The 21,863-nt window shown below is 44.0% G+C and carries 19 protein-coding genes and 1 riboswitch; of the genes, 6 read left to right on the top strand and 13 right to left on the bottom strand.

All coding sequences use genetic code 11. From position 1 onward, the window contains the following. Window position 1 precedes the first annotated feature (1 nt). The 12 genes from cobJ to metK form a co-directional block, all read right to left on the bottom strand. Window positions 2-841, bottom strand: a complete 840-nt coding sequence (gene cobJ / locus Q5H80_RS12095) for a precorrin-3B C(17)-methyltransferase (protein WP_304564892.1) — start codon at window positions 839-841, stop codon at window positions 2-4. 2 nt (window positions 842-843) lie between these two features. Then, the gene (locus Q5H80_RS12090; protein ID WP_304564891.1) at window positions 844-1,686 is read right to left on the bottom strand and encodes a sirohydrochlorin cobaltochelatase; all 843 of its coding nucleotides are present in this window, start codon (window positions 1,684-1,686) and stop codon (window positions 844-846) included. A 211-nt stretch (window positions 1,687-1,897) separates the two neighbouring features. Beyond that, window positions 1,898-3,502, bottom strand: a complete 1,605-nt coding sequence (locus Q5H80_RS12085) for a cobalamin biosynthesis protein (RefSeq protein ID WP_304564890.1) — start codon at window positions 3,500-3,502, stop codon at window positions 1,898-1,900. Further along, on the bottom strand, window positions 3,502-4,332 hold the full coding sequence (gene cobI, locus Q5H80_RS12080; protein WP_304564889.1) for a precorrin-2 C(20)-methyltransferase: 831 nt from the start codon (window positions 4,330-4,332) through the stop codon (window positions 3,502-3,504). The genes Q5H80_RS12085 and cobI overlap by 1 nt, the downstream gene beginning before the upstream one ends. Window positions 4,333-4,398: 66 nt before the next feature. Beyond that, on the bottom strand, window positions 4,399-5,697 hold the full coding sequence (gene cbiE / locus Q5H80_RS12075; protein WP_304564888.1) for a precorrin-6y C5,15-methyltransferase (decarboxylating) subunit CbiE: 1,299 nt from the start codon (window positions 5,695-5,697) through the stop codon (window positions 4,399-4,401). Then, window positions 5,694-6,353, bottom strand: a complete 660-nt coding sequence (locus tag Q5H80_RS12070) for a precorrin-8X methylmutase (protein ID WP_304564887.1) — start codon at window positions 6,351-6,353, stop codon at window positions 5,694-5,696. The genes cbiE and Q5H80_RS12070 overlap by 4 nt, the downstream gene beginning before the upstream one ends. A gap of 20 nt (window positions 6,354-6,373) precedes the next feature. After that, window positions 6,374-7,546 (bottom strand): cobalt-precorrin-5B (C(1))-methyltransferase, encoded by a 1,173-nt coding sequence (locus Q5H80_RS12065; RefSeq protein WP_304564886.1) that lies wholly within the window; start codon window positions 7,544-7,546, stop codon window positions 6,374-6,376. 106 nt (window positions 7,547-7,652) lie between these two features. After that, window positions 7,653-7,781, bottom strand: a riboswitch (cobalamin riboswitch). Window positions 7,782-7,791: 10 nt separating this feature from the next. Then, window positions 7,792-8,256 (bottom strand): phosphoglycerate mutase family protein, encoded by a 465-nt coding sequence (locus Q5H80_RS12060; protein ID WP_304564885.1) that lies wholly within the window; start codon window positions 8,254-8,256, stop codon window positions 7,792-7,794. Further along, window positions 8,246-9,271 carry an iron ABC transporter permease gene (locus Q5H80_RS12055; protein WP_304564884.1) on the bottom strand — a complete coding sequence of 342 codons (1,026 nt, stop codon included), beginning with the start codon at window positions 9,269-9,271 and terminating at the stop codon, window positions 8,246-8,248. Before Q5H80_RS12055 ends, Q5H80_RS12060 begins: the two co-directional genes overlap by 11 nt. After that, window positions 9,258-10,208, bottom strand: coding sequence for an ABC transporter substrate-binding protein (locus tag Q5H80_RS12050; protein ID WP_304564883.1), 951 nt, complete (start codon window positions 10,206-10,208; stop codon window positions 9,258-9,260). The genes Q5H80_RS12055 and Q5H80_RS12050 overlap by 14 nt, the downstream gene beginning before the upstream one ends. After that, window positions 10,205-10,963, bottom strand: coding sequence for an ABC transporter ATP-binding protein (locus Q5H80_RS12045; RefSeq protein ID WP_304564882.1), 759 nt, complete (start codon window positions 10,961-10,963; stop codon window positions 10,205-10,207). Before Q5H80_RS12045 ends, Q5H80_RS12050 begins: the two co-directional genes overlap by 4 nt. 307 nt (window positions 10,964-11,270) lie before the next feature. After that, complete coding sequence (gene metK / locus Q5H80_RS12040) at window positions 11,271-12,422, bottom strand: methionine adenosyltransferase (protein WP_304564881.1); 1,152 nt, start codon at window positions 12,420-12,422, stop codon at window positions 11,271-11,273. A 376-nt stretch (window positions 12,423-12,798) separates the two neighbouring features. Here metK and tkt point away from each other — a divergent pair, with 376 nt between their 5' ends. Further along, the gene (gene tkt, locus Q5H80_RS12035) at window positions 12,799-14,793 is read left to right on the top strand and encodes a transketolase (RefSeq protein ID WP_304564880.1); all 1,995 of its coding nucleotides are present in this window, start codon (window positions 12,799-12,801) and stop codon (window positions 14,791-14,793) included. A gap of 78 nt (window positions 14,794-14,871) precedes the next feature. On the opposite strand, the gene Q5H80_RS12030 is transcribed toward tkt, so the two are convergent. Continuing rightward, complete coding sequence (locus Q5H80_RS12030; RefSeq protein ID WP_304564879.1) at window positions 14,872-15,108, bottom strand: hypothetical protein; 237 nt, start codon at window positions 15,106-15,108, stop codon at window positions 14,872-14,874. Window positions 15,109-15,444: 336 nt separating this feature from the next. Here Q5H80_RS12030 and Q5H80_RS12025 point away from each other — a divergent pair, with 336 nt between their 5' ends. The 5 genes from Q5H80_RS12025 to epd all read left to right on the top strand — a co-directional run bounded on the left by Q5H80_RS12025 (window position 15,445) and on the right by epd (window position 21,784). Next, the gene (locus Q5H80_RS12025; RefSeq protein WP_139685063.1) at window positions 15,445-16,149 is read left to right on the top strand and encodes a response regulator; all 705 of its coding nucleotides are present in this window, start codon (window positions 15,445-15,447) and stop codon (window positions 16,147-16,149) included. Between the two features lie 62 nt (window positions 16,150-16,211). Then, the gene (locus Q5H80_RS12020; RefSeq protein WP_253810838.1) at window positions 16,212-17,579 is read left to right on the top strand and encodes an ATP-binding protein; all 1,368 of its coding nucleotides are present in this window, start codon (window positions 16,212-16,214) and stop codon (window positions 17,577-17,579) included. After that, window positions 17,576-18,817: an ABC transporter substrate-binding protein gene (locus Q5H80_RS12015; RefSeq protein WP_304564878.1), complete on the top strand. Its 1,242-nt coding sequence runs from the start codon at window positions 17,576-17,578 to the stop codon at window positions 18,815-18,817. Before Q5H80_RS12020 ends, Q5H80_RS12015 begins: the two co-directional genes overlap by 4 nt. A 187-nt stretch (window positions 18,818-19,004) precedes the next feature. Continuing rightward, window positions 19,005-20,528 carry a PTS transporter subunit EIIC gene (locus tag Q5H80_RS12010; RefSeq protein WP_304564877.1) on the top strand — a complete coding sequence of 508 codons (1,524 nt, stop codon included), beginning with the start codon at window positions 19,005-19,007 and terminating at the stop codon, window positions 20,526-20,528. Between the two features lie 206 nt (window positions 20,529-20,734). Next, window positions 20,735-21,784, top strand: a complete 1,050-nt coding sequence (gene epd, locus Q5H80_RS12005) for an erythrose-4-phosphate dehydrogenase (RefSeq protein ID WP_304569416.1) — start codon at window positions 20,735-20,737, stop codon at window positions 21,782-21,784. Window positions 21,785-21,863: the final 79 nt, after the last annotated feature.

Below are 21,863 nucleotides of genomic sequence, written 5' to 3'. Positions count from 1 at the left end.
ATTAGTTCGCCTCTTCCGTCATTGCTTCTGTTCTTGGCTCAACTTTTAACGAGTGGCCACGCTTTTGTCCTTCTAGTACCTTACCGTCTTTTAACTGATACTTATTGGTGTAACCACGAGGTGTTACGATCCAATCGCCGAAGCGGTAGCTGTTGCTGTTACCAATAACGACAGCTGCGTTCATGCCGAATTCTACTTTGGTAAATTCAGCCAGCGTTGTCAGTGTGACTTTTTGCTCATCACGGTACGCAGCGTTAACCACAGCGACAGGAGTATTTGGCTTACGATGTTCCAAAAGGATTTCACGTGCCGTTTCGATGTGCTGAGTACGCTTTTTAGAGCGAGGGTTGTAGAAAGTAATCGCGAAATCAGCCATAGCCGCAGCTTCTATACGTTTAGTGATGACTTCCCAAGGGGTTAATAAATCAGACAGAGAAATGGTACAGCTATCGTGGCCAAGAGGTGCGCCAACTAAAGACGCACAGGCGTTTGCAGCTGTGATGCCTGGAATAATATCCAGTTCAACTTGCGAATTAAGCTCTGCGTTTTGCTCTAATAATTCAAGCACTAAAGGCGCCATCGCGTACATGCCTGAATCACCAGAACACACGAGTACCACTTCTCTGCCTTTTGCTGCTTCTTCTACCGCTGCTTGAGCGCGATCCCATTCGCGAGTCATTCCGCTTTGAATGACTTCTTGCGACTCGATAAGCGTTCTAATGGATTCTACGTAGGGTTTGTAACCCGCGACTACGTCCGCATTTTTAATGGCGTGTTGCGCCGCGGGTGTTACTAGGTCAATTGCGCCAGGCCCTAGGCCTACCAGTGTTAGTTTTGCCATTATTATTTCTCTTTCTCTGGTGCGCCTAAACGAATTAAGCCTTCTTTAATTTGCTTATCGATAATCTGTAAGAGTTCTGGCATGTCGAGCATGCAGAATTTGTCGCCTTGGATTGGCTCTGCTACTTGAACATCAGCGTCCTCTGCTAGCATCTCTTTGATTTCTTTAAGATCGTTGATGAAGTGGTTGCCAGAAACAAGCAGTAGTGGAACTAGATTAAGAAGGGGCTTGCCTTGGCCTGTGTATTGATCTTTGATGCGACGAATCATTTCATCTTTCATCAACTTAAATGGCCACGCGCCTTCTAGTGAACAAGTGAAGTTACGCTGCGATAGTTTGCCTAGTAGATCATCGCAGTAATGGATCGACTGGTGGCCCGGGTTATCTAACATAGGCGCACCGTGGTGAACGAACACGTTGAAATGATCTTGTGGAGCAAAACGGTCGTGTAGGGCTGAAAGCAAGTTGGTCGTCAATTGGCTGTGATGCATGATCGCCGGAGTTTGTTCGATGCGCGCAAATGAGAACTGCTTGAAGCCATCGACAATGGATGTCATGTAGCGATGCTCATCGGTAGGGAATAGGTACACTGAAACAATCAAAATGCGTTCGTAACCTTGAGTGTCTAGATCGGCGAGTACCTGAGGTAGGCTGAAACATGGCGTGTCTTTACGAGCCAGCTTCTTGATCACCATCTTTGAGCTGGTGGCGATACGCACTGGCACATCTGGGTAACTTTGACGTACGCGCTCTGCGAGAGTTTCATAACGTTGTTGTTCTACAACGCTACCAAAGCAGCTCAGTACAATGGCTGTGCCTTGGTTATAATGACGAAGTCGTTTCATAATTGTCGCTGTCCTTATCAAATCTATATCACAAGATAAACGGGTTATCTCATGTTGGTAATGAGGTTAAAGTGAGCTTTGAAATATCATGTTCATAGCTTGCAAAGTATTTGGCCTACTATGTTCCTAAAGCTCAGTGATACCTAAAGTTCAGTGGTTCTTAAAGCTAAGTAGTTCTTAAAGCTAAGTAGTTCTTAAAACTAAGTGTTCCCTAAAGCTCAGTGGTGCCGTCTGCATTTTCAATTGGTGCGATAAACTTAGGATCTAAATAAGCTTTTAATGATTTCCTCTCGACTAAATTTGTGAACAAATCTTTCCAGTCTTGCTCGGTAAATTCTTCGATACCTCGAATCCAAAGCCCGTTATTAACAGGTGTTTCATGCTCAAGTAAACGTTCGTAAATCACCATTGCGGCGCGGTTTCGGCAGGTGCCCGCACAGTGTGTGCGGCTTATCTTGATGCGCTGTTCACCGTCGGAAAAATTGAGCGCTTTAAGTACCTGTCTTAGATCGTGTGCAAGGTTTTTACTGCCTTCTTTCGCACAGCGACCACCTTCACATAGCAATACGTGATGGCGGTGGTACAGCATTGGGCGGTTTAAATCGACATGCTTAGGTTTGCACTGAAAACCATCAACCACTTCATTACCGTGCAGGTTGATTTTGACGCTTTCATCTAGCCAGTTTTTCCATTTCTTCTTGGCTAGAGGTTCATCGTATTCGATGCGAGTACAAGACAAAGTCATGTTGAAACCGTCTTGTTTGAACTTCCACTTAGGAACCAATAGTTGATCTCGTTTACCGTGCTTTAGCGCGGCCGCTTCAGAAACCGATGATACCCCCGTGATTTTTTTTACGTATTCTGATGGGTTTTCAATCCCTTCAACACCATCGAGTTGCTCGGCTGAATAAGTGTGGAAAGGAGTTTGGCTTTCAGACGAGAGTTCTAAAATACCTTTTTCATCCGCTTTTAAAGCGATACTGGCGAAAGCTGAAACACTTGCTTTTGCTAGGTTATATTCAGTCAGGAAAACATCGATACCTGCTTTCAATACATGCAAAGGAGTATTGCGGTCACAGCCTATTCCAAGCACAAGCGATTTTGGTCGCCACAGTACGGTTTTATTTTTAAAGTCGGCGTAACCTTTTGGTTGTGCTTCATCTGAAATCAGAACTAAACCATCCCAATCATCAGTACTGATTTGAGAAAGGTCTGTATCGCTTAGTGCAGGGTGGGTAATGATGTGTCTTGGCATGGAACGTTTGTTCTGCCACCAATTTTGTTCACCGGCATGTTGAACCACTAGAATGCGTTTTTCATTCACAACCGCCGCGCTGGTGGCGGTGATCGCGGGTTCGCATTGTGGATCAAGTGTCCAACCAAAAGGTGATCCGAGCATATCAACCGATAAGCTGCCGGCGGCGTCAGAAGCGGTGGTGATCACAGGGATCGCATTGAGTGCTTGTGAGACTTGTAACGCGATCCCATTTGCTCCACCGCGATGCCCAGATAACATAGGGATCACGAATTGGCCGTGATCGTCAATGCAGATCACGCCGGGGTCGGTGCGTTTGTCTTCTAGCAAAGGGCCGATCATTCGGCTGACAATGCCCGCAGCAAAAAAGCAGATATGGTGATCATATTGCTTAAATTGAGGAGGAAGAAAACCAGAAAGCGGCAGGGTTAACTCATCGGCTTCTGGGTATTCTTCTTGTCCAACTGGCGCAATAAAGACATCAGCAAACGGAAACGTTTTAGCTAAGCGTTTGGCTTGCCTTGCTCCGTGCAGCGTAATGGCATAAATGGCGATTTTCATTACGCTTTACCGCTATTAGTTTTATTGATGTCATCTTTACCACTATCTGCTTTATCACTATCAAGAACGGCACATTTCTTTGATTCATTAGTACCACGTAGAACGCCACGACGAGCGCGAACAGAAAGCTGAACCATAGAGAAGTAACGGTTTTCATTCGGTACATCACGTAAGTCAGAGTAAAGCTCTTGTTTCTCTGTGGTGGCATGCGACACGTAGGTTGCACAATCCAACATGTCCATCGACTCAAGTTGAGTGATCAGCTTGGGGATAACGCGACCTGCTTTGATTAGCATGATGGTGTCAAAATCTTCGACTAGCTTTTCTAAACACTCAATCCCCCATGTTGCAGGTACAACACAAAAACGTTCTTGGCCGTCGGCAAGTGGGATCTTGGTTTGCGATGGAATAGCCGTTACTGAGGTGATCCCCGGAATGATCACCGGGTCAAGTTCAGGAAGCAGCTCTGTCAGCTCTTCTTGGATGTATGCCCATGTGCTGTAAACCGAAGGATCTCCTTCGGTCGCGAAGGCAACATCTTTACCTTGCTTCAATAGGTCAACAATAGTGACCGCTGCTTTACGCCATGCAGGAACGTTGATGCTTGGGTCGCGCGTCATTGGGAAATGCAAAAATAGGTATTCGCCTTTCATGCTTTCAGGGCTAACAGAACCCGCTGCAATTTGTTGAGCAAAAGAGTGATTACTGCCCGCGTCTTTTTCAGGAAAGGCGACAATGTCGACGGTGCTGAGAAGTCGGTGAGCTTTAAGTGTCAATAATTCTGGGTCGCCAGTACCGACACCAATTGCATACATAGTTCCTAATTTCATCTGTGCTTTCTCTAATTATGTTTTTATTTAATATGTTGAGTGGCGCTTAATTAAAAAATTAAGCGCCTATTTCTGAATAAACGGTTTGGTAAAAATAAATAAGTGAATCGGATTTTCTGATTGATAACGGGTGTAGTGAGCGAGTGGTACGCCTGTTGATATAGAGACCAGTTGAACCTGTGTCGGAGCATTATTATCTTTACTCCATTGGTGAAGTTCGCAAACTGAATCTACTGTTACCGCTGAACCAATGACCACGCCACCGGGTTTTACAGCGGACCAACAGAAATCTAAAATGGTGTGCATGTTGCCGCGGCTTCCACCAATAAAAATACTGTCAGGTTTGGGTAATGTGTCGAGCTGCATTGGAGCTTTATCTCGAATCAGTTGTACGTTGTCAGTACCGTGCGCTTTAAAGTTAGCTTCGATAGACTCGTAACACTCTTGATTCGATTCAATGGTAAACACTTGCCCTTGACTACACTGTTTCGCCGCTTCAATCGCAATCGAACCTGAGCCTGTGCCAATATCCCACACCACAGATTTAGGCTGAATTCGCATACTGGCGAGAGCCAAATGACGAACTGGCTGTTTGGTAATTAAGCCGCGTTTAGGCATGCGCTTCATGAAGTCATCATCGTTGGCGTATTGGCCCAATTCACCCCATACGTGTGGTTCACTTCTGTGAAGTACCATGACGTTCAGAGCAGAGAAATCTTCCGCACTTTTTAGTGCGAGATCTTCGAGAGCCCACTGGCTAACTTTTTCTTCTGTACCACCTAAATTCTCACATACCCAAACCGTCCAACCTTGTTGATTAAAGTCGACCAAATGTTTCGCAATACGAGCGGGATTGTTTTGAACATCGGTTAGCAAGCAGTAGCTAGTTCCCCATTGCATTTGGCTTGCGATACCTTTAATGCCATCGTAATGCTGCTTTCGTCCATGTAGCGAGATCGCTTTGGTTTCTTGCCATGCAATGCCGACTCGGCTGCAAGCGAGTTGCATTGAACAAGGGGAGGGAATAAAGCGCACTTCATCATTAGGCAGTTTTTTTAATAACGATTCGCCAATGCCAAAGAACAATGGGTCGCCAGAAGCTAATACGACGACGCTGCCTTCCTCGCATTCATCAAGCAACTTAGCAAACCAAGACTGATAGCCTTCTTTCATCGATAAGCGTTGACCTTTGAATTGGGGGAACCAATCCAATAGTCGGTCGTTACCTGCAACAACGCGTGCAGATTCAACTGCATTAACAGCTCGACTGGTTAGGCTTAAGCAGCCATCTTCGGGTACTCCGACTACCGTGATAGCCGATTGATAGTAATCGATGAGCTGAGAGTGAGTACTTACATTATTCATTTTACTGACTCAGCAAGTAGGGCGTGAATAGTCGATACCACTAACGGGCTGCCACCTTTACGGCCTAGGCTGGCAATGTAGGGCACTGTGTCTTGTTCTGTTAGCGCTTGCTTAGATTCATCTGCTTTTACAAAACCAACAGGAATACCGATAATCAGAGCTGGTTTTACTTCACCTGCCTCAATCATTCGTAATAGTTCAAGTAGTGCTGTCGGAGCGTTGCCCACACCTATGATAGAGCCGTCGAGTAGGCCGTTATCACGCGCGTAACGCATAGAGTGAATGGCACGTGTTTCTCCTGTCTCTTTCGCGGTGGTAATGACATCTGGATGACTAATGAAACATTGGGCTTTATTGCCGTAAGTATTAAGGCGTGCTTGATTTAGTCCTGTGACTATCATGCTGACATCGGTGATTATGTTGGCACCACTTTTCAGTGCTGAAATTGCAGCTTCAACGGCGTCCTCACTGAATTGGTACAGTTTTGCGTATTCAAAATCCCCCGTGGTATGAATAGCACGGCGAACTACATTCCATTCTCCTTGGTTGAAGTTGTGACCACCATGGAGTGTTTCGATTTCTTCATCAATGATAGAGAAAGAGTCACTTTCAATTTGACGACCTTGCTTGGTCATTTGACGCATATCATTAGTCATGGGATTTTCCTTGTTCATGCTTATTCATCATGAAAGTGAGTACTAGCTTCACTTCCTTTTGAGCAGAGATGTTCTGCTAACAGATCGCCATTAAAATCGATCAACTTGAATTCAATGCTGACGTGATGTTTGACATACACAGCGGCGTGCTCTGCAGCTTGTTTGCAGAGCAAGGTAAGAAAGTCGTAATTAGGTGTATCTTGGCCTGATTGGGCTTCTTTCCATGTATCTAGTACGTGGCGACCTGTGTTTGCTTGGCTAACAGCTTCGGCAAACTCATATGGTGCGCCTGATTGAGTGGCGAGATCGGCAAGCAATGAAAAGTCGATCGCTTTACCGGATACGTGAGTCATCATGTGCCCAGCGACCATCTTGCCTAGTTTGCCTATCATGGCGACCACGGTGATTTTGCTCACTTGATAACGTTTTGCCGCGCGCAGTCCGACCCCAACAAAATCACCAGCTTGGATAAAACACATCGAGTCATAACTTGGTAGCATGGCCATCGCTGACTTTTCGGTGCGAGATCCTGTTGTGAGAACCAAGTGGTTTTGGCCATTTTGTTTCGCTATTTGTACCGATTGACGCACAGATGCTGAAAACGCTGAAGTGGAGTAGGGTTTTACCGTTCCGCGTGTCCCTAGAATGGAAATACCACCGATTAAACCAAGTCTTGGCCCAATGGTTTCCTTGGCTCGCTCTTCGCCATCAGGGACGCAAATTTCCAGTGATATACCGACGTGTTTTTTCTGTTGACTGGTAGCTTGGTTCCATTCCAAAGTCACCATATCGAGAATGTTTTTTCGAGGAACAGGATTAATCGCCGCCTGACCGACGGGAAGTTCTAATCCGGGGAGAGTCACACGAGCTACGCCAACCCCGCCATCGATGTGAAAACCGGGATCTGAATGCCAGCGGGCAATACTCTGAATATGGGCTTCGTGGGTACAATCAGGATCGTCCCCTGCATCTTTAACGATGCTGGCGGTCACCGCATCGTTGGATGTTTGGATAAACGCGACCTTAAACGTAGCGGGCTCACCATTAGGTAAAGTGATGGAAATGTAGTCGGGCTTTTGTCCGGTCAACAGTGTTTGAACTGCCGCCCTGCTAGCTGCAGCCGCGCATGCTCCTGTGGTAAACCCACTGCGGAGATCGGACTTATTTTTTGATCGTTTAACTTTTGTGACCACAGTATTCTTCATCTACGTTTGAGGTATTGACGAATACAGAGCGTTCCCTTGCTAGACAAGGTATGGATTGGTGTTGAGTTTTCCCGCTCGATATTCATGTGTGCCCAGGTATTCTGACTTACGATGTTGAAAATATTCACTGCGTTTCGCCTTCCCAAATTTATGATTCAGTGGCCTATGAAACGCTCATCGCTTACAGCTGCGGGTACAGTTCAGGAGTTACACCTGATTCCCTGATGTTGACGTTATATTTCGATATCTATTCTGAGGATTTCTCCGTTGTTTGGTGTTTCAATTATTTGCTTTGGTGTCCCTAAACTGGCTAATGTTTTTATCCAATCGCCGTGTCCGAGGAGCAACACTGTTTTTTCATTGTTTTGATGACGAGATATTCGTTTTAGCCACTGAATCGCCATTGCTTTACGCTGTTCTTCAGAGTTGAATTCATTGAGTTCCACCTGTGAAATAACGGGTACGTTGAGGTAACGAGCTATAGTTTTAGCACTGGAAATGGCACGTCCTAATTGACTGGTGTAAATAGCATGGATAGTCAACGGTCTTTGAGTCGAAAGATAACGACCTACTTTATGCATCTGTCGTTTGCCTTCCATTGTCAGAGGGCTATCCAGTTGATTCTGTGCTTTGCCAATTCGATTCCATTCTGTTTCGCCATGACGAATCGCAATGATGGTTAAGCATTTAGTATTCATTACGCTTCTCCATCAAAATAGAAACAATGAATAGTGCGCCAAATGCAGTGGTGACGACACCAAGCGGAAGTTCCTGAGGGGCAACTAAGGTTCTCGCCAAAATATCACTTAATAGCATAAGCAAAGCCCCAATCAGCCCTGAAGAGATGAGTAACTTTTTGTGTAATGGGCCGATGATTTTCTTCGCGATATGAGGAACCATCAAGCCAATAAATCCGACAACTCCAATGATAGAAACAAAACATGCAGTAGCAAAAGCGCAGACAATAAAGACACCGCTTTGCAGGCGTTTTGTGTCTACGCCCATTGTTTGTGCTACGTCGTCTCCCGCAAGTAAACAATCTAACTGGCGATGTTTTAATATACTTAGGGCTATCAAGGCGATAAGTCCAGCAAGCACAATTAGCACATTGTCCCAGCGTGCGTTTCCTAGGCCTCCCAGCGACCAAAATAGAATTGAGTGGGCAGCTCGTTGATCACCATGGAAGACCAAGAAGTTAGTCAAGGCTGTAAATAAGAATGAAATAGCCAACCCGGCTAAAACAATTTGAGAAGACGCTTGCCCATCTACTTTTCTGACTAGAAATAGCACTGCCGAAGCCGAGATTATTCCGCCGATAAAAGCGGCGAGTGGAAGCGTCCAAATACCGATAGCGCTGCCGATTACTGTAATCACAAAGACAGCCCCAGTCGCAGCACCGGATGACAGCCCAAAAATGAAGGGGTCGGCAAGATCGTTTTTTGTGACGGTTTGCAATAACGCCCCAACAATACCTAGGCCAGCACCGCAAATAATGGCGATGAATGTTCTTGGCAGGCGTAAGTGTAGTACGACTTGATCTATCGGAGAGTCGATCTGTTGATTCATAGCCGCTGAAAAAATCGTAGCGACTTGTGCAAAAGATAGCTGAACGCTGCCTAAACTCAGAGAAAACATCGCTAAGAGGGCAAAAACAGAGCTGAATACGCAGGTGTTCAGTACGGTTCGGTTTAGGTTAGTACTAAGACTTGTCATGGATTTCTTGGATACGCTGTGCCAATTTTTCAATTGCAGCTATGTTTGCTGGCCCGGGAGTGATTTCCTCATAACGCAGAGGAAGGTATTGGGTGGTCTTTACCGCTGTTGTTAGTTTCATTGCTGGGTGTTGTTCTAAAAAGGCTTGCATGCCTTTAGCACCTGTACCATTTTGATAATCGAGAAGAATAATGACATCGGGGTTATGCATCGCAACCGACTCCCATGATGTGGTCCCCCAACTGATATCAAGTTCTTTCATGACATTGTTGCCACCTGCCGCTTCTATCATGGCACTCACGGTTGCGTATTTCCCTGCTGTAAATGGTTTCTCTTCCCCAGAATCATATAGAAAGACTTTAAGCGGAGTTTGATTCTCAGTTTGCTGTTGAATCAATACTAATTGCTCTTTCCAAGTGGAGATAAGTGTTTGAGCCCTGTCTTGCTGACCGAATAAAGTCGCAAGGCGTGTCACGTCATCGAACATTTGTTCCATGTTAGCTGGCTGCTTATCTTTACGGATGTGGCTGCAACTCTCATTAAGAATCAGAGTATTAATACCAAACTCTTTCAGAGAATCAGGCGTGACAGAGCCGCCCAAGCGCATACCGTAATTCCATCCAGCAAAGAAAACATCAGGGTTGGCATTAACTAATACCTCCAAAGAAGGGTATTTAGGTGCGAGCTCCGGAATGCTGCCTTGGAGGCGATTAAATTCAGGGGTCGTTTTGTAGTATCCGCTAATACCGGTCACTCCGATCATATTGCCTTCAAGCCCGAGAGAAAATGCCATCTCAGACATATTGATATCGTGAGTGATTAAGGTTTTAGGCGCTTTATCTAAGGTGAGTGTAGAGTCGCAGTTTTTTACCGTAATTTGGGCTTGTGCGGACATGGAAAGCAATAAAGTGAATGCTGATGCTGATAGTTTTTTCATGAAATTTCCTGTCCTTGGTCTAGTTCAATATCGAAAAATTTGCTTGTTTTCTGTGTTCGCTCATTGGTTGAGCTGATTAAATCGACTTCAAAAATCGGCTGAAGCTGTTTGTGGGTCAGTAGCTCTTCTACTTTCCCTTTGGTTACCACCTTACCGTGCTCTAAAATCACAATGTGCGTCGCGAACTTGGCCGCAAGGGAAATATCATGCAGTGAGCAAATCAGTGTTTTATCTTGATCTTTCAATAGTGATAAAACTTCCCCTTGAGCGCATGGGTCTAGGTGATTTAGAGGCTCATCCAATACCAGAAATTCTGCGTTCTGACATAAAGTTCGAGCAATATGCGCTCTCTGCTTCTGGCCTCCTGAAAGTTGTCCAATTCTTCGTTCGAGGAAAGCATTGATCTTTAGTGCTTCAGTTATATGATCAAGTGAAAAGCTAGAACTGGCTTGATGGGAAGCGGTAAGTTGAATGTACTCTCTTAGTGCTAAACGGCCATCCACTTGACTGTGTTGTGGAAGGTAACTGATTTGTTTTGCTCTTTGCTGGCAAGTTAACTTACGTAGCGGCAATTGGTTTATGACGACTTCGCCTTTGAAGGGAAGCAAATTAACAAGTGCCTTTAATAACGTGGTTTTTCCTGAACCATTACGCCCAATGACAACCCAGCGCTCACCTTGACTAATTTTTAGATCGAGTGGGTGTAGTCGTTGAGTGTTTTGTTGTTGAACAGAAAGGTTGTGGCAATAGAGCATGAGTTACTGAGAATGGTTTGTTTTTAACAAGTGCTATTACATTAAAATTTAAACGTTTGCGTAACATTGATCTCAGCACGTAAAATTCCCACTATTATCAAAATAATCTATAAGTTAACGCTTGCTTTACGTGAGAGGGCTAGGATTAGTGGAAGAATAGGAAGAATAGGAAGAATAGGAAGAATAGGAAGAATAGGAAGAATAGGAAGAATAGGAAGAATAGGAAGAATAGGAAGAATAGAAAGCAAAAAGCCTCTGAGAACAGAGGCTTTAAAATTACGTTTCAGCTAAGCATGTTGCGTAATGCTTACAGGCCCGCGAAGTCCGCAAGGATTGCTGCTTTGTCCGTTGCTTCCCAAGGGAATTCTTCACGACCGAAGTGGCCGTATGCTGCAGTCTTCTTGTAGATAGGTTGAAGAAGGTTCAACATCTCTTGAAGGCCGTATGGACGTAAATCGAAGTTTTGACGAACTGCTTCAATGATGATTTCGTGAGCTACTTTCTCAGTACCAAACGTTTCAACCATGATAGATGTTGGATCGGCAACACCGATAGCGTAAGACAGCTGAATCTCACAACGATCAGCCATGCCAGCTGCAACGATGTTTTTCGCTACGTAACGAGCTGCGTAAGCTGCAGAACGGTCAACTTTCGATGGATCTTTACCAGAAAATGCACCGCCACCGTGACGAGCGGCACCGCCGTACGTATCAACAATGATCTTACGACCTGTTAGACCACAGTCACCCATTGGACCACCGATTACAAAGCGGCCTGTTGGGTTAATGAAGAAGTTCGTGTCTTTGTTGATCCACTCAGCAGGAAGTACTGGCTTGATGATCTCTTCCATTACCGCTTCACGTAGGTCAGGTGTTGTTACTGAATCACAGTGTTGAGTCGAAAGAACAACAGCGTCGATACCAACGATTTTACCTTGGTCGTATTGGAACGTTACTTGAGATTTCGCATCTGGGCGAAGGAAGTTAAGCTTGCCGCTCTTACGTACTTCAGCTTGCTTTTTAACAAGAAGGTGAGAGTAAGTAATTGGAGCTGGCATTAGGATTGGCGTTTCGTTAGTCGCGTAACCAAACATGATACCTTGGTCGCCTGCGCCTTGATCTTTAGGATCGGCTTTATCAACACCTTGGTTGATGTCTGGAGACTGCTTACCAATGGTGTTTAGTACTGCACAAGAGTCAGCATCAAAGCCCATGTCAGAATGCACGTAACCAATTTCACGTACTGTTTCACGAGTGATTTCCTCGATATCAACCCATGCAGACGTGGTTACTTCACCACCAACCATTACCATGCCGGTTTTTACGTAAGTCTCACAAGCAACACGTGCTTTTGGATCTTGTTCAATGATGGCATCAAGAACAGCATCAGAGATTTGGTCTGCAATTTTATCTGGATGGCCTTCTGAAACAGATTCAGAAGTGAATAGGTGCTTAGCCATGAGAGCTCCACTTTTAGTTTAGTTTTTAGTTGCAAATAGTTAAATGCAAATAATTTATGCCGTCGCAATCGAGGAAGCGCCGCCATTCAATACAGTATATTTCGTAGGTGTTTCTACATCTAGACGGCTATTTTAAATTTCAGCGGTCGAATTACAAGCTCTTTTTTATGATATGTCATAACTAAACGTTTGCGCGTTGGTCGTGGAAAGGCATGTTAAGTGATGTAAATGATCGAAAATTGCGGAAAATGACAGTTAAAGTGCCAGTAAAACGTTTGCAGTCGCTATAGTCGTTTGAGAGAATACCCGCGCTAATAAAAATGAAAACTTTAGCATCTATCTCTTTTTTAAATCGCTTATGTATCCAGGAGCAGACATGCCTTCTCGTAAAGATCTAGCCAATGCAATCCGCGCACTTAGCATGGACGGTGTTCAACAAGCAAATTCAGGCCACCCAGGCGCACCTATGGGTATGGCTGACATAGCTGAAGTTCTTTGGCGTGGCCACTTGAACCACAACCCAGCAAATCCAGAGTGGGCTGACCGCGACCGTTTTATTCTGTCTAACGGTCATGGTTCTATGCTGATTTACTCTCTGCTTCACTTAGCAGGTTACGAGCTTTCAATTGAAGACCTAAAAAACTTCCGTCAACTGCACTCTAAGACTCCAGGTCACCCAGAGTACGGTTACGCTCCTGGTATCGAGACAACGACTGGCCCTCTAGGTCAAGGCATCACGAATGCTGTTGGCATGGCAATGGCTGAAAAAGCGCTTGCTGCACAGTTCAACAAAGAAGGCCACGACATCGTAGACCACTACACTTATGCATTCATGGGTGACGGTTGTCTGATGGAAGGTATTTCTCACGAAGCATGTTCGCTAGCGGGTACGCTAGGTCTTGGCAAGCTGGTTGCTTTCTGGGATGACAATGGCATCTCTATCGATGGTGAAGTTGAAGGTTGGTTCTCTGACGATACACCTAAGCGTTTTGAAGCATACGGTTGGCACGTAATCCCAGCGGTTGATGGTCACAATGCTGACGCTATTAACGCAGCTATCGAAGCGGCTAAAGCGGATCCTCGTCCAACGCTTATCTGTACTAAGACTATTATCGGTTTTGGTTCTCCAAACAAAGCGGGTACGCACGACTGTCACGGTGCTCCACTAGGCGCTGATGAAATCACAGCAACTAAAGCGGCACTGGGTTGGGAACACGGTCCTTTCGAAATTCCAGCTGATATCTCAGCTGAGTGGGATGCGAAAGAAGCTGGCGCAGCGAAAGAAGCAGCGTGGAATGCTAAGTTTGACGCATACGCAGCGGCTCACCCAGAGCTAGCAGCAGAATTCAAACGTCGTACTAACGGCGAGCTTCCAGCTGAATGGGAAGAGAAAGCAAACGCAATCATTGCTGATCTTCAAGCTAACCCAGCAAACATCGCATCACGTAAAGCATCTCAAAACGCACTAGAAGCGTTCGGTGCTATGCTACCTGAATTCATGGGCGGCTCTGCTGACCTTGCGCCTTCTAACCTGACTATGTGGTCTGGTTCTAAGTCTCTTGAAGCAAACGACTTCTCTGGTAACTACATCCACTACGGTGTACGTGAATTCGGTATGACGGCTATCATGAACGGTATCGCTCTGCACGGTGGTTTCGTACCATACGGCGCAACATTCCTAATGTTCATGGAATACGCACGTAACGCAATGCGTATGGCTGCTCTGATGAAAGTTCAGAACATTCAAGTTTACACGCATGACTCTATCGGTCTTGGCGAAGATGGTCCTACTCACCAACCGGTTGAGCAGATCGCTTCTCTACGTTTGACTCCAAACATGAGCACATGGCGCCCATGTGACCAAGTTGAGTCTGCTGTTGCTTGGAAACTAGCAATCGAACGCAAAGATGGCCCTTCTGCACTTATCTTCTCTCGTCAAAACCTTGCACAGCAAGACCGTGACGCTGAGCAAGTAGCTAACATCGCCAAGGGTGGTTACATCCTGAAAGATTGTGCTGGTAAGCCAGAGCTAATCATCATCGCTACAGGTTCTGAAGTTGAGCTAGCGGTTAGCGCTGCTGCTGAACTTACAGCTGAAGGTAAAGCGGTACGCGTAGTATCTATGCTTGCAACTGACGCGTTCGATAAGCAAGACGCGCAGTACCGTGAGTCTGTACTGCCATCTGACGTTACAGCTCGTATCGCTGTAGAAGCTGGCATCGCTGACTTCTGGTACAAGTATGTTGGTTTCGGTGGCAAGATCATCGGTATGACAACGTTCGGCGAATCTGCACCAGCAGGCGAGCTATTCAAGATGTTCGGTTTCACTACTGAAAATGTAGTAAACACAGCTAAAGAGCTTCTAGCTTAATAAATAGCCGTATATGAACATAAAAACCGAGCCAATGGCTCGGTTTTTTTATGCGTTCAAATTGAAGAAACGTAATGATTACTCAAATTTATTGCCCCAGTTATCTTTCTCTTTATGACCACATACTTTACACGTGACATATCTGTCCATGTCATAGTATTCGCCGCCATTAATAAAAGTATGAATCATTAATTTGATCCTACCTAAAAGAGAAGTATCCGTATCGTAGCTGCTGGTCTTTCTTACAAGCACTTCACGATGAGGTGTTTTTTGTTCGCATTGTTTACAAAAGTGAGCTGCTGGGTATCCAGACATAGTCATTTCCTTTGGTTGATAAAACGAGGTTAGAAACAGCCAATAGAAAATGACACTCTCATAGATACTATGAACAGTATGAATGTATTAATCAAATTCATAAGGTAGGGTTTGTACCCATTTCACTCAGTTTGGCACTCTAATATATTGTTTTTATTAAACTATAAGGAGGTGCACATAAAGGTGAAGGCCTAAATTATCGGATGATAAGGGCAACCTATTTGTAACGGACAGCTTACATTGTGGAGTTTGAACGCATTTCATCACTCATGTTCTTGAAATGAATGAGGAAGTGAGCGAATGTATCCATAATCATTTAGTGGCATAGGTTAGGTCATGGCTAATAAGATTGTTTTGATTGTGGATGATAATCAGGAAATTCTCGATGCTTTAAGCGAATATCTAGAACGCTCAAGCTTCACTGTGATTACTGCACTTGAAGGTAACGCGATGTGGAAACAGCTAGAAACTGTCACCCCAGACCTCATTATTTTAGACATCATGCTACCAGGAGATGATGGTTTAACTTTGTGCCAAAAGTTACGCTTACGATCTCAAGTCCCTATCATTATGCTAACCGCAGTAACTGATGATGCAGATCGTATTGCGGGGTTAGAAATTGGCGCTGATGATTACATAACCAAGTCGTTTAACCCTCGTGAACTATTAGCAAGAATCAAAGCTCTACTCAGGCGTTCAACATTCAGTCACAGCACAAATGAACGTAAGTTAAAATTTATGGATTGGACGTTCGATACCCTAAAACGACAATTGAAACATGAAGATGGTGAGGCTGTCTCTCTTTCTAGCGCCGATTATAACTTGCTTACCCTTATGCTTGACTCTCCTAATCAATTATTAAGTCGTAATGACATTGCACAAGCACTCTGGGGGAGGGATGCCGAGCCACTAGAGAGAGGGATTGATGTACAAATTAGCCGGTTGAGAAGGCAATTGAGGGACGATGACCGAAATACGATTATGACGGTAAGGCATCGTGGCTACATGCTTGTGATTGACTCTCATGGACTTCAATGTTGAAAAAAAACTTCTTTCAGTCAATGATCGTACGTATTACGTTGTCTACGTTCTTGGTTATTGTCATGGCTGAAGTTCTGGCAGGTGCAGCTTGGTTTTCCACTACCTCGGTATCTAAACGAGAATCGGCGAGCCATGCTATGTTTGCGATAGCCTCTGCAGCTTCGGACACTATAAATTACTTTTCAGGGCTTCCAGTCAATTATCGTCATTTGGTTCTCGATCAATTACGAAATATTGGGGGAACACGATTCTTTATTTCCATGAATAATCATAGGCTTCCTGTTCCTTCGCTTAGTCATCACTCTTTAGTGCCTCAAATGCAGGTGCAAGCATCAGATCTTTTAGAACAACAACTTAAAACGTCACACTCAGTACACGTCACTTTGACCAAGCGAGACGATCTTCTATTGTTCAACTCAGGTATCAAGCTGAATGAGCTGCCTGCATTGTGGAAAGATTACAGCTTAGTGTTAGGTAAACTCGATCTCCCAATAGCCGTTATTCAAGTTCAACTAGAAAATAATGAGTGGCTCTATTTAGCGACCGTTATTCCGCTGTCTTTCGATAGCTTGACCGATAATTTTATAGATAGTCGCCAGATCACCTTTCTTTTAATTGTCACTTTTATGCTCATGGGGGTCTCATACGTTGTGCTACAAAAAGAAATTCGTCCTTTTCGATCTCTTGCTCGTTCCGCAACGCTTATGGGGTCGGAAATGCAGATTGAAGAAATCAAAGAAGAAGGAAGTTCAGAAACCAGAGCTGCGATCCATGCTTTCAACAAAATGAATCGTCGTATTAAAGCGAACTTACGTGACCGAAATATGTTCTTTAATGCTATTTCACATGACATAAAAACACCTCTAGCCTGCTTAAAACTTCGTACAGAAATGCTCAGCGACAATACGACAAGGCTTAAATTTGAAAAGCTGTTGAATGAAGTCGAGATGATGTTAAACGGAGCGTTACAGTGCATGCGAGATAATGATATTCATGAAGAATTTGAGTGGATAGACATGAATGATATTTTTGAACAATGTGCGGCTATTCATAACAAAAACAACTTATGCGTGAACCTTGTCGATATGCCCGATGTTAAATTCTATGGTAAACCATTAGCAATTAAGCGTTGTCTTTTTAACCTAGTGGATAATGGCATTAAATATGGGAATGTCGTGAATATCAGCATGTTTGTTAACTCTGATTCTATTCATATTGTACTGCGCGATTCAGGTGCAGGGATTGACGAAAGCATACTAGAAAAAGTATTTGAGCCTTATTTTAGAGGTAGCGATTCAAGCGTGGATGGATCCGGTTTAGGCTTAGCTATTTCTCGAAGTATCGCAAGAAGCCATGGAGGGGATATTAAATTATCGAATGCACCAGAAGGAGGACTAGAAGTCGATATTATTTTGGTAAGCAGCTTATGAAAATGTGGGTATTCTTGGTTGCTCTTTTTGTTACACAGCCTGCATTATCTACCCCCTCTATAGAGATGTTGCATTGGTGGACGGCAGAAGGTGAAGACTCAGCACTGTCGGTGATCGAAGACAGGTTTCGTCTGCTGCCTTTTACATTAAAAAGTGATCCAATTGCAGGAGGAGGAGGTGGGCCTGCTAAATCTATCCTTCAAGCGAGAGCGATTGCTGGCTATTCACCAGACATAGCGCAGATGGAAGGACCTGCTATTCAGTCTTGGGCAGCACTCGGGTTCTTAATGGACATGAATGAAGTCGCTAAATTGAATCTGTGGGATCAATCGCTGTACCCTGATATTCAAGCCATTCACAAATATAATGGGAACTATGTTGCCATTCCTCTTAATATTCATCGACTAAACTGGATGTGGATAAACACAGAGGTATTAGCTGAACACCAGTTGTCTCCCCCTAATGATTGGGATTCACTATTGCTAGCATTGAATGTACTAAAAAACAAAGGTATTACACCACTGGCTTTGGGGGAAGACCCTTGGCAAGTTGTTCAAATTTTTGAAAACATTGCATTCGGAGTGGGGGGGGCTCACTATTATCGCCAGGCTTTTGTTGATTTAGACTCCGCAGCTTTGAACAGCCCCGAAACACTAGAAGCACTAGATCGCTTTCGATCTCTTGCTAATATTGTTGGAAATGATTTATCAAAAATAAGTTGGGATCAAGGAACAAAAGCACTGCTCAAGGGGGAATACGCATTTCAATTTACAGGAGATTGGGCTTTAGGAGCAATGCTAAGCTCTGGCTCTAGCATTCCTGACTACATTCAATGCAGCCCATTTCCTTCTACGGAAAATGGTTTTATCTACAATGTAGATAGCCTAGCCTTTTTTTCCACTCGTTCAAATGAAGAACAGAATATAACCTCAATTATGGCCGCGCTATCTGCCCCTGAGTTTCTTTTAGAGTTCAGTGAAAAAAAGGGCTCAATACCAGCACAAGCTAATATTCCAATTGATGACTTATCGCGGTGCCAACAGAAATCTTATGATGACTATATACGAGCGAGTCGGGATGGTTCGGCAATGCCAAGCTTGACCGATTCAATGGCTGTTAATCCCGTCATTCAGAATGCAGTTTCGAATGAACTTTATCGTTATTTTATTGATTCATCGATAACGTCTAAAACGCTTATCGGTCACCTTAATGCTATTAATAATGAAATGTTTCGATAGTTGATAGCCTACCTACATTGATATGTCATGAACGAATAGGCATTACTCTTAACCACATTTCTCTGCCATTGGTTAGGGCGAACCTAATGTAAAAAACGAGTTACAAACTGCTTGCTATTTGTAACCTTGAGATTCAATTAGCTTGATAAAGTTCGTTGGTATTCTAACGATATTAAAGGACTTTATTATGCTAGATAGTTTTAAAAGCGGCTTATCTAAGCTTTCCTTAATTGGTAAAGCATTGATGTTGCCCATATCTATATTACCCGCTGCGGGGTTATTACTTGCCTTCGGTGCTAAGCTCGACATTCCCCTAATGATGCGTGCTGGTGGCGTTATATTTGATAACTTAGCCTTACTGTTTGCGGTAGGAGCCGCGGTTGGTTTGACTAAGGAGTCAGGGATTGCCGCTTTAGCCGCGATTGTCGCCATGGTCGTGATGAATGCGACAATGGGGGTGGCGCTCGGCATTACACCTGAGATGGCGATGGGAGGTGGCCGTTATGCAATGGTGATGGGTATTCCTTCATTGCAAACAGGTGTCTTTGGCGGACTCATTGCAGGTATCCTCGCAGCCGTTATGTATCAACGTTTTTATGATACTAAGCTGCCTGATTTCCTTGGTTTCTTTGCCGGTAAACGCTTTGTACCGATTGTGACTGCGTTTTCTGCATTCCTAATTGGTTTAGTTTTACCCCATATTTGGTCATATATTCAATCAGGTATTGATGCGCTATCGCATATGGCGAATGGCGGAAACATGTACGTATCAACTTTCATCTACGGATTTATGGAGCGCGCTTTAATTCCAGTTGGTCTCCATCATATTTTTTATAGCCCTTATTGGTTTTCTTTCGGTGAGTACACAACTGCCGCGGGTACCATTGTAAATGGCGATCATACCATTTGGTTTAAAATGCTTGAAGATGGAGTAAAAACGTTCTCAACCAGTGAATACCAAGAAGCAGGAAAATTCCTATCGGGTAATTTTGCTATCTACATGTTTGCTTTCCCTGCTGCATGTTTAGCTATGTATCATGAAGCGAATGATAAAAATAAAAAAATTGCAGCAGGTATTTTAGGCTCTGCTGCTCTTACTTCTTTTGTTACAGGTATAACAGAACCCGTTGAATTTGCGTTTATCTTTGTCGCACCTTTACTTTATGTTTTTTCTGCAATCATGGCAGGGGTGTCTTACGCGGTGAGTTATGCGTTGGATGTTCATATTGGTAAAACCTTCTCAGCCGGCATTATTGATTTCGTGTCTTTTGGTGTTCTTCCCGCGATGGATGGGTTCAAAACTAACTGGATCAATGTGATTCTTTGGGGGCTAACCATGGCCGCTATTTATTACACGGTTTTCCGTTTTGCTATTCGAAAGTTCAATTTGAAAACAGTAGGACGTGAGGATACTCAAAGTAAGGCGATCACTTTGGACAATGAAGATTTAGCTAGTGAAATCACAATCTTGATTGGTGGTGCCGCTAACATTACTTCGATAGGAGCATGTATTACGAGATTGCGTTTACAGATTAAAGATCAGGCTCTTGTGAATGAACAAGGAATCAAAGACCTAGGTGCTATGGGGGTCATAAAAGTAGGTTCAAGTGGCCTGCAAATTATTTTGGGCTCAAGAGCTCAATTTGTGGCTGATCTTATGAGTGAAAGAACTGGTGAGTCACCAAGTGCACTATCAACTAACCCAAGTTAAAAGTACGGGCGACTTCCGATAAAGCTGATGACAACAAGCTTGTTGTCTCTTATACATAAATAGTAACGCTATCAACGTTATGGTTGGTGGCGTCTATTTATATTTAAAGTTTTGAAGTTATGACTGCTTTAGTATTCAACTAATGCGCTTTGAGTAGGATTCAGTTATCATCTGTTGCACGAAATTTTGGTTAGATGTACGGAACTATGCTAAAAGTCGCGATAAATGGATTTGGACGAATAGGGCGCAATGTATTGCGCGCTATCTATGAAAGTGGCAAAAGCCAACAAATCAAAGTAGTAGCGGTCAATGAGCTTGCTCAGCCTGATGCTATGGCTCACCTATTGCAGTATGACACCAGTCACGGCCGCTTCGGCAAGAAAATATCTAATGATCAAGAGCACATCTATGTTCATCATGGCATTGGTGCTGAAGATAAAGGCGAGTTTGATACCATTCGTATCTTACATCTGGCTGATATTGAACTGTTGCCTTGGCGTGATCTTGAAGTCGATATTGTTCTCGATTGTACCGGTGTTTACGGTTGCCGAGATGATGGCCTAGCGCACATCGCTGCTGGAGCTAAAAAGGTACTGTTTTCACACCCTGGTGCTAACGACCTTGATAACACCATTATCTATGGTGTGAATCACGATACCATCCAAGCTGACCACCGAATCGTTTCCAATGGTTCATGCACCACTAACTGTATTGTCCCTATCATTAAAGTACTTGATGATGCCTTTGGTATTGAGTCAGGTACCATTACGACTATTCACTCTTCAATGAATGATCAGCAAGTTATTGATGCATACCATAGCGACTTGCGTCGTACTCGAGCGGCAAGCCAATCTATCATTCCTGTCGACACCAAATTGCATAAAGGTATTGAAAGAATCTTCCCGAAATTTTCTAACAAGTTCGAAGCGATATCTGTGCGTGTGCCGACGGTAAACGTCACTGCGATGGATTTAAGTGTCACAATTAATACAAATGTGAAAGTTAATGACGTAAATCAAACCATTGTTAATGCTTCCCAGTGTACATTACACAATATAGTTGACTATACTGAAGCGCCGCTCGTTTCCATCGACTTTAATCACGATCCCCATAGCGCAATCGTTGATGGTTCACAAACTCGAGTGAGCAATGGCACCTTAGTGAAAATGCTGGTGTGGTGTGACAATGAATGGGGCTTTGCGAACCGAATGCTGGATACGGTTCTTGCAATGCAAGCTTCAGAAGGCAAGAAGTAAGACCTAGAAGCAAATGTGTGGATTATTTATTTTTTAGCTTGAAATAAATACTAAGTGTCCACATATTATTAGCAGTTAA

Origin of the sequence: Vibrio sp. SNU_ST1 (assembly GCF_030563405.1) — a bacterium.
Lineage (GTDB): Bacteria > Pseudomonadota > Gammaproteobacteria > Enterobacterales > Vibrionaceae > Vibrio.
Note: the sequence above shows the minus strand (reverse complement) of the source record. Positions and strands in the feature narration are given on the sequence as shown.

Excerpts from the sequence above, each read along its gene's own strand:
- Q5H80_RS12045 (WP_304564882.1), bottom strand. The coding sequence starts at position 10,963 with ATGCTCTATTGCCACAACCTTTCTGTTCAACAACAAAACACTCAACGA.
- Q5H80_RS12015 (WP_304564878.1), top strand. The coding sequence starts at position 17,576 with ATGAAAATGTGGGTATTCTTGGTTGCTCTTTTTGTTACACAGCCTGCA.
- Q5H80_RS12010 (WP_304564877.1), top strand. The coding sequence starts at position 19,005 with ATGCTAGATAGTTTTAAAAGCGGCTTATCTAAGCTTTCCTTAATTGGT.
- Q5H80_RS12020 (WP_253810838.1), top strand. The coding sequence starts at position 16,212 with ATGGCTGAAGTTCTGGCAGGTGCAGCTTGGTTTTCCACTACCTCGGTA.
- Q5H80_RS12060 (WP_304564885.1), bottom strand. The coding sequence starts at position 8,256 with ATGAATACTAAATGCTTAACCATCATTGCGATTCGTCATGGCGAAACA.
- cobI (WP_304564889.1), bottom strand. The coding sequence starts at position 4,332 with ATGAAATTAGGAACTATGTATGCAATTGGTGTCGGTACTGGCGACCCA.
- Q5H80_RS12055 (WP_304564884.1), bottom strand. The coding sequence starts at position 9,271 with ATGACAAGTCTTAGTACTAACCTAAACCGAACCGTACTGAACACCTGC.
- cbiE (WP_304564888.1), bottom strand. The coding sequence starts at position 5,697 with ATGAATAATGTAAGTACTCACTCTCAGCTCATCGATTACTATCAATCG.
- Q5H80_RS12050 (WP_304564883.1), bottom strand. The coding sequence starts at position 10,208 with ATGAAAAAACTATCAGCATCAGCATTCACTTTATTGCTTTCCATGTCC.
- Q5H80_RS12070 (WP_304564887.1), bottom strand. The coding sequence starts at position 6,353 with ATGACTAATGATATGCGTCAAATGACCAAGCAAGGTCGTCAAATTGAA.
- cobJ (WP_304564892.1), bottom strand. The coding sequence starts at position 841 with ATGGCAAAACTAACACTGGTAGGCCTAGGGCCTGGCGCAATTGACCTA.
- Q5H80_RS12090 (WP_304564891.1), bottom strand. The coding sequence starts at position 1,686 with ATGAAACGACTTCGTCATTATAACCAAGGCACAGCCATTGTACTGAGC.
- metK (WP_304564881.1), bottom strand. The coding sequence starts at position 12,422 with ATGGCTAAGCACCTATTCACTTCTGAATCTGTTTCAGAAGGCCATCCA.
- Q5H80_RS12085 (WP_304564890.1), bottom strand. The coding sequence starts at position 3,502 with ATGAAAATCGCCATTTATGCCATTACGCTGCACGGAGCAAGGCAAGCC.
- epd (WP_304569416.1), top strand. The coding sequence starts at position 20,735 with ATGCTAAAAGTCGCGATAAATGGATTTGGACGAATAGGGCGCAATGTA.
- Q5H80_RS12030 (WP_304564879.1), bottom strand. The coding sequence starts at position 15,108 with ATGTCTGGATACCCAGCAGCTCACTTTTGTAAACAATGCGAACAAAAA.
- Q5H80_RS12025 (WP_139685063.1), top strand. The coding sequence starts at position 15,445 with ATGGCTAATAAGATTGTTTTGATTGTGGATGATAATCAGGAAATTCTC.
- tkt (WP_304564880.1), top strand. The coding sequence starts at position 12,799 with ATGCCTTCTCGTAAAGATCTAGCCAATGCAATCCGCGCACTTAGCATG.